Source organism: Sphingorhabdus sp. (assembly GCF_050921905.1).
GTDB lineage: Bacteria > Pseudomonadota > Alphaproteobacteria > Sphingomonadales > Sphingomonadaceae > Sphingorhabdus_B.
Genome location: NZ_CP050888.1, coordinates 1054698 through 1067579 on the forward strand (window position 1 = coordinate 1054698; position 12882 = coordinate 1067579).

The following is a 12882-nucleotide window of genomic DNA, read 5'->3' on the forward strand; positions in this document are numbered from 1 at the left end:
AAGCATGAGGCTTGTGGTGCCCGCTATTCGCTTCTCAACGCCTCAATCGGCGAGAGCCGCGATGCCCGGATGGCGGGATAGCCGCCGAAAACTAGGCCGATAATGGCGGAAAACGCGACCGCCATGATCGCCGTATCAAGGCCAATTGGCGCGGGGAATTCGGCCACGCGTTCGAAAATCGAGGCGGCCAATATCGCTAGCGACAGCCCAATTGCGCCGCCGATCACGCACAACACAGCCGCCTCCACCAGAAACTGGTTGCGAATATCACTGCGCTTTGCACCCAATGCCATGCGCAGCCCAATTTCACGGGTGCGTTCCGTCACACTGACCAACATGATGTTCATGATACCAATTCCGCCGACCAGCAGCGAAATCGATGCAATGGCGACAAGCACAGCCTGAAATATCTGCGTTACTTCGCCTGTGGTTTCGGCAATTTCGGTCGTCGTGCGGACGGTAAACGGGTTGATCTTGCCTTTCGCTACGCGGTACCGGTCGCGCAACAAACGTTCTATTTCCTTTTGCCCCGCAAGCAGCGAATCTTCATCCTCAAACCCGACGAAGATCAACGTCACATCGTCGGGGCCCTGTGACGCGGTGGTCAATAAACGTTGGCGCAACGTCGTTATCGGCACGACGATTTGGTCGTCATTATCATTACCCAAATTGCTGCCCTTGCTTTCGAGAAGACCGATGACCGTAAAGGGCACCCGGTTAATGCGAACAGTTTCACCAATCGGATTTGTTTCGGGGAACAGCTTGTTCGCCACGGTTTCGCCGATAACGGCAACGCGCGCCGCCGAACCAATGTCGCTTTGCGTCAGAAACCGGCCTTCGGATGCCGTGATGTTGGACACGACGCCATATTGTGGGGTCGCGCCGGTCGCTTGCGTCGTTGCGCTGCGTCCCGGCGCAACAATCTGCACACTGTTGCGGATTTGTGGGGCCACCGTGCTGACGCCCGATACCTCGCGCAGGATGGCCTGGCCATCCCGCTCGGTCAATCTGCCGCGATCACTTGGCCGTGGGGGGCCACTGCCGCTATCGGGTTGCGGCACCACGATCGCCATGTTCGACCCCAGGGTCGCAATTTGCTGCGACACCGAAACCTGCGCGCCGTTCCCGACTGCAACGGCCAATATGACCGAGAATACGCCAATCATCACGCCCAAAGTGGTCAAAATTGAACGCATCAAATTGGTACGCAGCGCCGTCAGCGCAATCGCGACATTCACGCCCCAACCGGCAAGCGACCCGATCAAGTCCCTCATGCCGCGCTGGCCCTGCGTCGCGACTTCACCGCCGCATCCTGTATCACCTGTCCGTCGCGAAAGACAATCCGACGCGCGGCATATTCGGCGATATCGGGTTCGTGCGTGACAACCACAACAGTAATGCCTTCATCATTCAACTTCTGGAAAATGCCCATAATGTCCAAGGATGTTTGGGTATCCAATGCGCCCGTCGGCTCGTCGGCCAGCAGCATCAGCGGGTCTGTGACCAAAGCCCGCGCGATGGCCACACGCTGTTGCTGCCCACCCGAAAGCTTCGCAGGCGTATTCTGTAGGCGGTTGGCAAGGCCCATGGCCTCCAGCCTGTCCTGCGCGCGCGCGCGCCGCTCGGCATAGCCAACCCCCGCATAGATAAGCGGCACCGCAACATTATCGAGCGCGCTGGTCCGCGCGAGCAGATTGAATTGCTGAAACACGAAGCCTATCTTGCGGTTGCGTATTTCGGCCAGCGCGTCGCTATTCAGCGTTTTGGTGTCGATGCCGTCCAACAACAACGTGCCTGATGTCGGAATATCCAGGCACCCGATCATGTTCATGAACGTCGATTTGCCTGACCCGCTTGCGCCCATGATCGCAACGAATTCGCCACGCGAAATGGACAGCGAGACATTGTTCACCGCATGGACAATTTCGCCGCCAATCGCATAATCCTTCACCAAATCATGCGTTTCAATTAGCGGCGTTGTCATCTTCATCCGCGCTTTCGTCGCTCTCTTTCTTTGGTTTCAGCGATTTTGTCCGCACCAGCACCTTGTCACCGGCCTTTATGCCCGAAATAACCTCGGTATATTCCTCACCCTGCAACCCCGTCCGGATAACTCTGCGCACAGGCCGGTACGCATCGTCGCCAACCAGATATACTTTGGGAGGGACGATTGCCTTTTTGCCAGTCGACGCAGCCGCCTTTTCTGCCGCAGATGTTGGCCGGTCGGCCAAGCGCGGGCGAAACCGCATCGCGTTAGAGGGAACCCGCGTGACATTGGTTCGGACATCGGTGATGATTTCAACATTGGCGGTCATACCGGGAAGCAGCTTTCCATTCACATTATCCACGTCAATAATCACGAGGTAGCTGACGACATTTTGCGCCTCTACGGGCGCTTGCCGCACTTGCCGGACCTTGGCCTTGAACACATCATCGGGATAGCTATCGACGGTGAAGCTGACCATCTGCCCTGCGCGAATTTGCCCAATATCCGCTTCATCGACCGATGCCTCCACCTGCATCTTCGTCGTATCTGCCGCGATTTCGAACAGGTTCGGCGTCTGAAAACTTGCCGCAACCGTTGTGCCCGGTTCGACCAATTTGTTGATGATCACCCCGCTCGCTGGCGCGACGATGAGTGTGCGGTTAAGGTCAAGCGTCGCCGACGACAGCTCGGCATTGCCCTGCCGGATCTGCGCACCGCCGCTTTGCGTTTGCGCCAGGGCGACCTGCACGGCGTTGCGCGCGCTATTCAACTTGCTTTGCGCGATATCAAGGCCCGCCTTTGACACAAAGCCGCGTTCCGCCAGCGCCTTTTGCCTATCAAAATCGCGTTCTTGAATTTCCAGATCGGCCCGCGCACGCGCCACATTGGCGGCGGTCTGTTGCAGATTGGCCCGCGCCACGGCAACCTGCGCCTCGGACTGTTCGACCCGCGCGCGGACCCGCGTCGGGTCAATTTCGGCCAATATTTGGCCCTTGCGCACGCGTGAATTGAAATCGACATAGACTTTGGTGATCTGCCCCGAAACTTCGGCACCGACCTTGATCGTGTTCAAGGCGCGCACTTTACCGCTGGCCGAAACCTTGCGAATAACATCGCCGCGCGTGACCGCCTCGCTGATATATGCATAATCCGGCGGCGTCGGACGAACGGTCCGGTACACAACAAAAAGCAGCAGCAGCGCAATCAACACCGACCATATTGGATGGCGTTTTGTCCATGAAATGAAGGTAGTTAGCATATTACCCCGCCCAGTGCCTTTGGTTCGCACCCGCTGTATCTTGCGTTATGGAAGCTGGCTAGCGGTTATGTGGGGCGGCGGGGTTATGATACGCTTTTCGCAAACGATAATGACCTGCCAAACGGAATTCCTGTAACTTGTGCGTCATCCCCGAAATAATCTTGCTGCGGTGCATATTGCGAAATTAAGCCCCTCCCCTTTAGGCGTGGAGGGACCAGTCCCCCGGACTGGTCCGAGAGGCTCCACGGGGTTGGGGTGGGGTATATAGGTTTACGCAACGCCGATGGACCCCACCCCCTTCCCCTCCCCTGAAGGGGAGGGGTGATTTAGGGAATTGCGGTGGCAGCAATTCCCAATTCCATCAAAAAACATCGTCGCACCAGCGAAGGCTGGTGCCCATGACGTCTGTCCGGATAGGCCGACAGGCGAGATAGGCCCCAGCCTGCGCTGGGGCGACAATCGTTCCCTTGTAATGTAGGACTTTACCTGTCAGCGTTGCCCTCATCATATCGCGAACCGCCCAATGGCCGCAGGGGTATGCAATCGGCCCGTAATGCATCTCCCACCCGCGCTTGATACCATATGCGTTTAGGTGAGACCTTAATGTGACTTTTCAACTTCAATGATCAGCCATATTTTGCCTTCATTGGGAAACCATGCCCAAAAAGAAGGCAGGCTTTTGACGATAAAAGAAATGACCCTATTGTAAATTGCTCCATTGCCGTCAAAGAGCGCCCTGAATAATGGAGTGAATAATGGCATTTTCGACTGTTACGGTTTTGACCACGCATCATTGGAACGAGGGACTGTTTACCTTTTCGGTGTCACGGCCCGCCTCATTTCGCTTTGTCAGCGGTCAATTTGTCATGCTTGGCCTTATGGTCAATGATAAGCCGTTGATGCGTGCTTATTCCATGGCCTCGCCCTTTTGGGATGAATCGCTTGAATTTTTAAGCATCATTGTTCCAGATGGTCCGCTGACCAGCCTATTGTGCAAAATCCAGCCCGGCGACGAAATCCTGTTGGGTGCAAAGCCAACGGGTACGCTGACGCTGGACGCGTTGTTGCCGGGCAAGCGGCTGCATTTGATTGGAACCGGAACGGGCCTTGCCCCATGGATGTCGATCATTCGCGATCCCGAAGTATATGAGCGTTATGAAAAAATAACCGTGCAGCACACCGTGCGGCGGGTTGAGGATCTGGCCTATCGGGAGATATTGGAATCGCAACTGGCGGATGACCCTCTGGTGGCGGCCGAGGCAAAGTTGCAGCTCATTTATGACGCGTCAGTCACCAAATGTCCGACATGGACGGGCGAAAATCGCCGCATCACGAAGCGAATTGAAATCGGGGATTATCCGCTCGACCCGGAATTTGACCGCGTCATGCTGTGTGGCAGCATGGCCATGATTAAGGAGACAGGGGCGTTGCTGGAAAGCCTTGGTTTCATCGAAGGCGCACAATCGCACCCCGGCACTTATGTGCTGGAACGCGCCTTTGTTGGTTGACTTTTGGCAGGGGTGCTTACGTAACCACCGCTTCAGCTAAGGGCAGTTCAATTGTGAAACGCGCGCCGTTGCGGCTCGATCTCGCGCGGATGACGCCGCCCAAATCGGACACGATGCCGTAACTGATCGATAGGCCAAGACCCGTTCCGTCTTTCGGAGCCTTTGTGGTGTAGAACGGATCAAATATTTTTCGAAGGACACCGGAAGGAATTCCGGCGCCATTATCCTCTACGGTGATGACTGCAAGCTGGTTGCGGCGTGTGACTGTGATTTTAACCCGGCCTTCGGCAGCACTGCTGTTTCCATAGCGTGTCCTGATCGCGTCATTCGCGTTGAGAAGCAGGTTCAGCAACACTTGCTCCAACAACACCGGCAGTGCTTGCACATGGACTGGCCCGCCCTTTTCGACGACCTCAACTTGCGTGCCGTCGAGTTCAAACTGTGGGGCCACCATCACAACAACCTCATCAACAGTTGCCTTAACATTTATGGGGTAAGGCGATTCTTTGGGTATGCGTCCAAATATCCGCATTTGCAGCAAAATCGCCGATGCCCGCTCAACCTGTGCCAATATGTTTTCAAGCTTCGGCAGAAAACGCTCGGCCTCCGTTCGGCCGCGCACCGCATTTTCGCGCAAATTGGACGCCGCCATTTTGATGAAATTCAATGGTTGGTTCAATTCATGCGCCGTGCCCGAAATCATCCGTCCCAGGCTTGCCATTTTATCGGTCTGCAAAAGCTGCTCTGCAGCAGCCTTGCGTTCGGATATGTCCATGATGACACCAACCGCTTCAATCGCGTCTGAATGTGGATTGGCCTCGAAAGACAGGGTGTCATAAATCCAGACATAATGTCCGTCCTTGTGCCGCAACCGATATTCCTCACTTACGACTTTGCCGGCTTCAAGTCCCGCAAACGCCTCGGCGCACCTTGGATAGTCCTCCGGATGGATCGCATGGCTCCACCAGCCAGGCTCCATTGCATCCGTGGACGTGTACCCTAGAATTTTTTCCAGCGACCCGCTGATATATCCAAATGATACTTTCCCGCCATCCACAACGTCCAGCGCGTAAAATATGACGGGCGCATGCTGTGCAATGTTGTTTAAGCGACGCTGATAACTGGCGAGCGCACCGCGCTCTCGACCGAATGTCGTACCAGCAGAAGCAATCGTCCCTGAAATGTCGTTCACTTCCTTGATGACCAGACCAACCATGGGCGCTTGCGGCACACCAGCGGCAGTAAGATCGGCAGCGGATTGCGAGAGCCGACCCAGCGTCTGCGACATTTTTTTACTGAGCACAGAGGCGATGAGGGTTATTAAAAATACGAAACATATCAGGACAGTTAACTGCTGCAGTTGCGCGCTGCGCGCTTTGGAAACGGCAGGTGCCAATGGGGCCACTGCAAACACTTGCCATTCAGGTAGCTCGGCCACCATAGCTGACCGCAGGATATGGGCATTGCGCCAATCCTGCATAAAGGAACTGCCATATCCGGTCCCGCTTAAAAGAACAGGCGATTGCAAAGAGGTCACACGTTGCACCTGCGACAGCGATTTGACCTGCTTGTTCAGCACATTTGTGACTTGCGTTAGTGGGAATGTCCCCTGCAGTGGACTGACCAAAAAAATACCATAGTCCGATTGCTGCCCGCGCGTGGCCACCAGCTTGTACAATAAATTGTTACGCAATTGGGCAACAATAATCCCGGCCTTGCCATCGGCGCTGAATGGCACAATCATTGCGAATTGCGGGCTCTGCTTTGTCCGTTGCGGCGACAATGTTACAAGGCGCACACCGTATCTTGCCAATATGGTACTTTGGCTTGAACTCTTGGCAACCAAGCGCATCTTTTCGCCGCTCGATTCGGCAGACCATTGAATTTTGCGGCCATTACCAATGATCGTGATGTGATCGAATTCAGGCGAAAGCTCATCCAACAATGCCTGCTCCGGCTCGCGCCCCTTATGAAATTGCTCTTCCGCATGCATCCGCAGAATGAGGCTGCGCGACTGCACCCAGCTATTCAGCGCAACACCACTGACCAGAAGCCGGTTATCGAGGGTCCGGCTAACATTTTGGCGCGCCGCCTGTTCGCGGTCGGGGGCCTCGAGTGCCAGATAAAAAGCTGCAGGGATCAAAATAATGGCCATTAGCAGCGTGATAACTGCGCTTTCCGCCTTCACCCTTGGCCAATTTACAAATTTCCGCATCGGATTAATTGCGATCAGGGCGACGTAAATAAGTTCTCCGATAACAACATTTAATATGCCATTTGCGGCCTGTTTAAGCACCTCCAGCGAGAGCGAGAGTTCGTCCATCTTGATCACGCCGCCGTAGGTCAGAAAGAGCAATGGCGCGCCGAGAACGACCCAGAAAATCACATCGCTTCGAACCGGTGCGTTTCGCCGACCAAGGACCGCGATGAAAATGGCCTCAAATATCCAGACGAGCCATGCCCAGGGATGATTCCACAGAAATAGGGTCCACAGGCTCGAAATGGATATAGCCAGCACCAACGATTGCGGCGCAAGTACGCGTATAAATGCAAAGATAATCGCGTTACCAAACACGAACTGCATGCCCCAGCCGAGCTGCAACTCAAGGCTATTACAAAGAAAACCAGTCAACCCTAGCAGGATAACCGCAAGCAACTCGTGCCGACGCATTTGTGGCAACGCCAGCTTCTTGATCGCCAATTTCACAGACGTGACAGCGCAACACGGATAGCGGCAATAAGCGCATCGGTATCGGCTGGCTTCAGGAACACAGGTACATCCGCGATGTCGGACCCTAATTGTGTACTTGCGTCACCCGTCAGGATGATAAACGCGACATGGCGTCCGGCGGGAAGCGCAGCGCGCAAGTTCCGTATTATGCTAGCGCCATCAACCTGCGCCATACGCAGATCGGTAATAACGACGCCGATCTCCGGCGTGTTTAAGACGAGTTCGTGCGCTTCGACGGGGTAAGCCGATGTGAAGGCTTTAAATCCGGCAAACTCAAGAAACTCTTTATACTCAGGGAGAACATCCTGTTCATCATCAATTAAAAGGATATGTGACCCAGGCACCTCCGGAGATGTTCCTTCACTGTCACTCGTTAAATCCATGCGATGACCTGTACGGAGTTTCTAATTTAATTTACGGTCACATAACCTATTTTATACGACTTTACACTACAAACCTTTTACCCCCGTGACTGCCATGCCTAATGAGCGATCGGGGTAATGAACCATTGCTCACGGCAATGTCTGAGTCCGCGGCCTAGACGGCACTCAACAAAAAATGGTGCCGCATGCGTGCTATTGGGGCGCGTGCTCATCTGCATTACCCGCAGTCACACCGAACTGCCAAATGATGATATTTTCATAAGTCTGGTCAGGATGCAGCGCGACCGACGCAAAGGAAGCTTGGTGAGGTGCATCTGGAAACATCTGCGGTTCCAAGGCGATGGCGTCGCCCATATGATAGCGTTTGCCAGCCTTACCTGCGGTAGAACCATCGAAAAAATTGCCAGCGTAGAATTGCAAGCCAGGTTGATTAGAAAGCAACCGCATTGTCCGTCCCGAATGTGGATCTTTCAATACTGCGTGCAAGCGTGGCGCGCGCGCCACTACCTCATCAATGACCCAATTATGGTCGTAACCGCGCCCATGCCGTAATTGTTCATCGGAAACATCGCGGACATGCGCACGGATTGTTTTAGCTGTGCGGAAATCAAACGCGGTGCCCGCCACATGGCGGCGCTCGCCGGTCGGGATGAGGGTGGCATCGACTGGTAAATACTGCGCAGCATTGATAGTTAACAGATGGTCCATGGCGTCGTGGGGCGCACCTTCGCCGGCTAAATTCCAATATGCATGGTTCGACAGGTTGACGATAGTTGGTGCATCCGTGGTCGCTTGGTATCGCACCGACAGAGCGTTGTCCGCATGCAGTTGGTAGGTTGCAGTTACGGATAAGTTTCCGGGATAGCCTTGGTCACCATCGGGACTGACATGCGAAAGCGTCACGGACATCGCCTCTTCATCGCAGGCGGTAACGGTCCAGTTGACCTTGTCAAACCCCTGTTCGCCACCATGCAGGGAGTTGGCGGCATCATTGGCAGGAACCAGATATTCTTTGCCCTCCAACGTAAAGCGCGCGCCTGCAATGCGGTTGGCGACGCGCCCTATTGTTGAACCGAAATATTGCGGCTGAGCCACATATGCGTCCAGCCTATCATACCCTGTCGTAACATCGGCAAATTGCCCTTGCGCATCGGGCACGTAGACCGACTGTATTGCCGCACCATAGCCGATGATACGCACCCGCATGCCGTTTGCGTTGATGAGTGTTATCGCTTCAACCACTTCTCCGTTGGGCAGCGTCCCGAAAAATTCTCTACTCAGCTTCGCGCGCGTCAAAACTCATTCCTTTTCATCCAGGCGCCTTTATGCGCCGCGAAAGACCCTGATTTTGTAAGACGCGCCGCGTCTTTGGCTATTTGAAACCCGTTAGACAGCCTAGCCCGGTGTTTCGGCGTTATCGTAGCGCATTTCAAGGTAACGCCCACGCACTGCCAGCTTATCCAGCTCCCCGCGTGAGATTTGCCCGGTCATGGTTTCAATCTCGCGATCAATAGTTTTCAACCCGTCAACAAGCTGCTGCGCAGGCGTTTTCCCTGCATGTTCTTTATGTTTCAGGCTGTCCGGGATTTTCTTATAGCCGTTAATAAGTTCGGGCAGATGTTCGCCCACCAGCTTGCGCACTTCGCGCGCCGCCGGGTCGTTTTCATCCAATGTCTGCAATTGCGGCGCAAGCTGGTCCAGCCGCAAGCCGATATCCTGCATCAACGTTACTGCTGGCGCTGGCAGAGCCGGACGTTGCGCCTCCAACCAGATTTCGGTTTTGCCAGCCAACGTCGCGAGATCAGTGACACGAAGGCTTTCGGTCGTAGGCATAGGCATTTCGGGATAGCGCATCAACACATAGGCCGCCGCCGCGCCAACTATGCCGGTAATCATAACGCCCCAAAAGCCGATGCCGTCGATAATCGCGCCAACTATGCCCGCGCCGATCAACACCACCCCTACCGCGACCACAGCCTTACTCAGCTTACCCCAAAAATGCGCACTGCGCAGCGCCTGCGACTTGGAACCAATCGGTTTCATCCGCACATTGCGCAACGACCGCGCAGCCGCGTTCAGGGTCTCGTTTGAGTTGGATGCTGGGCTATTCACTGGCTTCCCTAAACTTTGTCATTCCCGCGAAAACGGGAACCCATGGCCTGAGATATAAATGTGCGCAGCGCTGGTCGGTCAGTGCTGCAAGTTCCGACCATAGATTCCCGCTTTCGCGGGAATGACGAAGATATGTTGGTCAACACTTACCCCTCCAAAGCCGAGAGCAAACCGCTGTCCTGGGTAGCCTTCACCGCCTGCGCCTGACCTTCGGCGCGGGCGATATAGCCCTTAGACTTTTCGACCTCTTTCTCAAGCGCGTCCGACGTCTGCTTCATGCTGTCGAGCGCCTTCAGCTTAAAGGTGTCGATGGCATCCATCGTGTCGTAAATATTCTGAAACGCGCGGCTTAATGTTTCCAGCGGAATAGTCGCACCCGCAGCTTGTTCATGAATACGCGCGGTATTGTCGCGTAGCAATTTGCCAGTGCTGTCGATTATATTCGCCGTTGTGGTGTTCAACGATGTGATTTGGTCCAATACCAGTTTCTGGTTCGTCATTGCCTGCGCCACCGTGACCGCCGTACGCAGCGCGCCAACGGTGGTTGTCGATGCGCGGTCAACGCCCTTTACCAACTCGACATTGTTCTTTTTCACCAGATCAAGCGCAAGATAGCCCTGCACCGTCACGGCCATTTGCGTTAGCAAGTCCTGCGTCCGCTGGCGCACATAGAATAACGCACTTTCCTTGATCGCGCGTGACTTGGCTGGGTCGGACAATTCCAACTCCGCAGATTTTTCCTCAAGCTTGGCATCAAGCTGCTTTGACATGACGATCATCTGCTCAAGCTTGCCCATGGCAACCCACAGATTTTGACGTTCTACATCAATGGCGGCATTGTCCATCAATAGCTCGTCCTTGCCGTTGCCAAGCCGCCCGAGGATCGAGCTGATATGCGTTTGCGAACTTTGATAGCTGTCGAAATAATTGCGTAATTTACTGCCAAAGGGGATGATTCCAAACAGCTTCTGCTTGGTCATCAGATTGCCCTTTTTGGAAGGGTCTAAATCTTCTACAACGCGGCGCAATTCGGCCAAATCCGCCCCAACGCCAGACTCGGCGTCCATGCGGCGGATGGGTTTATCAAGAAAGCGGTTCGACTGCGCCGATGCCTCCATGATTTCCTTGCGGCCCATATTGGTGATCTGGTCAACCCGCTTGCCGAATTCAGGACTGTTAACGTCCTGCGCAATCAGGTCAGCGACATAGGCATCAACCCGCTGTGCCAGCTTGCTTTGCTGCTCATCGGTTACAGGGACCAGCCCCATCGCCTGTTGCGGGGTCACGGTCGGCACAGGGTCCGGCGGTGTAAGCTTCAGCTCTTGCACGGTCTGGGTTGCGGTTTCAGTCGACATGGCCAAAAATCCCTCTGTCATTGGATATGACATCAAATGGAACGAGTGCGCGACCATTTCAAGCACTTCCGTCCCTGGCTGTATTATTTTTCTAATACAGCTTCATCTTGTCGCTTCAAGGCGGCTTCGACCAGCGGGGATAATCCTTCGACAACCCGCGACACGCCCTTGGCATTGGGATGGATGTTATCCGGCAGCATTAAGGCCGCATCCGTCACTACGCCATCGAGGAAAAAAGGGTAAAGCGAAGCACCATATGTATTGGCCAGATCCGGGAAAATCCCGTTGAAAGAATTTACATAATCTGCACCTAGATTTGGCGCGGCCAACATGCCCGTCAGCACCACTGGAATGTCTCGGCGTTTCAATTCGTCCATCATCGCGCGCATGTTCGCTTTGGTTTCTGCAGGTTTGATGCCGCGCAACATATCATTGCCGCCAAGGCCAAGCACGACCAGGTCAGGCTTTCGGTCAAGATTATCGAGCACGAAGGCCAGCCGCGTTTTACCTGCTGCTGTGGTGTCCCCCGACACCCCGGCATTATGAACCCGCGCGTTAATGCCTCCCGCTTGCAATGCCGCCTGCAATTGCGGGGCAAGCCCTTCCTGTGGCGCAAGCCGGTACCCGGCATAGAGGCTGTCGCCGAAGGCAACGACCAATTGGTCATACTGCGCGACCTTTGCCGTTTCCTGAACGTCAGTCTTATTTTCGGCTACAGGATTTGACCCGCATCCCGACAACACTTGGATTGTGACGCATAACGCCCCATATAGCAAAAAACTTCTCATAAGGATTTTCCTTGCACGCTCCTATCACTCACCAAACGGATATGGCAATCCGCGCGGCAAATGTCACCCTCAGCCTTGGCAGCAACGACGCATCCGTGTCGATTTTACGCGGCGTAGACCTTGAAGTGCCCTATGACAGCAGCGTCGCGTTGCTTGGGCCGTCGGGATCAGGTAAATCTTCTTTGATGGCGGTGCTGGCCGGGTTGGAGCAAGCCAGCGGTGGCACTGTGCTTGTCGATGGCCTGGATTTCACTAAGCTGGATGAAGACGAACTCGCGCGTGCGCGGCGTGGGCGCATCGGCATTGTGTTGCAGGCGTTTCACCTGTTGCCGACCATGACCGCACTTGAGAATGTCGCTATCCCGTTGGAGTTGGCTGGTCTGAAGGACCCGTTTGGCCGCGCGCAAAGTGAGCTTGAAGCCGTCGGCCTTGGCCATCGGCTCACCCATTATCCATCCCAATTGTCCGGCGGCGAACAGCAACGTGTTGCCATAGCCCGCGCCATGGCCGCAGGGCCAAAGATCATCTTTGCCGATGAACCAACAGGCAATTTGGATGGGTCCACAGGCACGGCCATTATCGACCTCTTATTCGCCCGCCGCGCCGCATTGGGCGCGACTTTGTTAATTATCACCCACGACCCCGAACTTGCGCGCAAATGTGACCGCGTGATTTCCATGCAGGACGGCCATGTGGTGGAGAGCGGGGCTTGATTGGCGAACAACAGATCCTCCCCGTTTCGGGGAGGTGGCAGTGCGGA

The 12882-nt window shown here is 54.9% G+C and carries 11 protein-coding genes; 2 read left to right on the plus strand and 9 right to left on the minus strand.

The window, feature by feature from the left end; all coding sequences use genetic code 11:
• Positions 1 to 23: 23 nt before the first annotated feature.
• From HEQ18_RS05085 to HEQ18_RS05095, 3 genes are read right to left on the minus strand one after another with little or no spacing between them, the layout of a single operon-like run.
• Positions 24 to 1274: an ABC transporter permease gene (locus HEQ18_RS05085; RefSeq protein WP_432815754.1), complete on the minus strand. Its 1251-nt coding sequence runs from the start codon at positions 1272 to 1274 to the stop codon at positions 24 to 26.
• On the minus strand, positions 1271 to 1984 hold the full coding sequence (locus HEQ18_RS05090) for an ABC transporter ATP-binding protein (protein ID WP_432815755.1): 714 nt from the start codon (positions 1982 to 1984) through the stop codon (positions 1271 to 1273). Before HEQ18_RS05090 ends, HEQ18_RS05085 begins: the two co-directional genes overlap by 4 nt.
• The gene (locus tag HEQ18_RS05095; protein ID WP_432815756.1) at positions 1965 to 3245 is read right to left on the minus strand and encodes an efflux RND transporter periplasmic adaptor subunit; all 1281 of its coding nucleotides are present in this window, start codon (positions 3243 to 3245) and stop codon (positions 1965 to 1967) included. Before HEQ18_RS05095 ends, HEQ18_RS05090 begins: the two co-directional genes overlap by 20 nt.
• 755 nt (positions 3246 to 4000) lie before the next feature.
• Here HEQ18_RS05095 and HEQ18_RS05100 point away from each other — a divergent pair.
• Positions 4001 to 4753 (plus strand): ferredoxin--NADP reductase, encoded by a 753-nt coding sequence (locus tag HEQ18_RS05100; protein ID WP_432815757.1) that lies wholly within the window; start codon positions 4001 to 4003, stop codon positions 4751 to 4753.
• A 16-nt stretch (positions 4754 to 4769) separates the two neighbouring features.
• Here the strand turns inward: HEQ18_RS05100 and HEQ18_RS05105 are convergent, their stop codons facing one another.
• The 6 genes from HEQ18_RS05105 to HEQ18_RS05130 all read right to left on the minus strand — a co-directional run bounded on the left by HEQ18_RS05105 (position 4770) and on the right by HEQ18_RS05130 (position 12122).
• Positions 4770 to 7460, minus strand: a complete 2691-nt coding sequence (locus HEQ18_RS05105) for an ATP-binding protein (protein WP_432815758.1) — start codon at positions 7458 to 7460, stop codon at positions 4770 to 4772.
• Positions 7457 to 7828 carry a response regulator gene (locus HEQ18_RS05110; RefSeq protein ID WP_432815759.1) on the minus strand — a complete coding sequence of 124 codons (372 nt, stop codon included), beginning with the start codon at positions 7826 to 7828 and terminating at the stop codon, positions 7457 to 7459. Before HEQ18_RS05110 ends, HEQ18_RS05105 begins: the two co-directional genes overlap by 4 nt.
• Before the next feature lie 231 nt (positions 7829 to 8059).
• Complete coding sequence (locus HEQ18_RS05115) at positions 8060 to 9163, minus strand: aldose epimerase family protein (RefSeq protein ID WP_432815760.1); 1104 nt, start codon at positions 9161 to 9163, stop codon at positions 8060 to 8062.
• A 99-nt stretch (positions 9164 to 9262) separates the two neighbouring features.
• Positions 9263 to 9979, minus strand: a complete 717-nt coding sequence (locus HEQ18_RS05120) for a hypothetical protein (protein WP_432815761.1) — start codon at positions 9977 to 9979, stop codon at positions 9263 to 9265.
• Between the two features lie 146 nt (positions 9980 to 10125).
• The gene (locus HEQ18_RS05125; RefSeq protein ID WP_432815762.1) at positions 10126 to 11334 is read right to left on the minus strand and encodes a toxic anion resistance protein; all 1209 of its coding nucleotides are present in this window, start codon (positions 11332 to 11334) and stop codon (positions 10126 to 10128) included.
• Positions 11335 to 11417: 83 nt separating this feature from the next.
• A complete protein-coding gene (locus HEQ18_RS05130) occupies positions 11418 to 12122 on the minus strand; it encodes an arylesterase (RefSeq protein WP_432815763.1) in 705 nt (234 codons plus the stop codon).
• An 11-nt stretch (positions 12123 to 12133) separates the two neighbouring features.
• On the opposite strand from HEQ18_RS05130, the gene HEQ18_RS05135 reads away from it, so the two are divergent.
• Positions 12134 to 12835, plus strand: a complete 702-nt coding sequence (locus tag HEQ18_RS05135; RefSeq protein ID WP_432815764.1) for an ABC transporter ATP-binding protein — start codon at positions 12134 to 12136, stop codon at positions 12833 to 12835.
• Positions 12836 to 12882: the final 47 nt, after the last annotated feature.

Bases quoted from the DNA above. Each gene is read 5' to 3' on its own strand.
- HEQ18_RS05085 (WP_432815754.1), bottom strand. From the start codon at position 1,274: ATGAGGGACTTGATCGGGTCGCTTGCCGGTTGGGGCGTGAATGTCGCG.
- HEQ18_RS05090 (WP_432815755.1), bottom strand. From the start codon at position 1,984: ATGACAACGCCGCTAATTGAAACGCATGATTTGGTGAAGGATTATGCG.
- HEQ18_RS05095 (WP_432815756.1), bottom strand. From the start codon at position 3,245: ATGCTAACTACCTTCATTTCATGGACAAAACGCCATCCAATATGGTCG.
- HEQ18_RS05100 (WP_432815757.1), top strand. From the start codon at position 4,001: ATGGCATTTTCGACTGTTACGGTTTTGACCACGCATCATTGGAACGAG.
- HEQ18_RS05125 (WP_432815762.1), bottom strand. From the start codon at position 11,334: ATGTCGACTGAAACCGCAACCCAGACCGTGCAAGAGCTGAAGCTTACA.
- HEQ18_RS05130 (WP_432815763.1), bottom strand. From the start codon at position 12,122: ATGAGAAGTTTTTTGCTATATGGGGCGTTATGCGTCACAATCCAAGTG.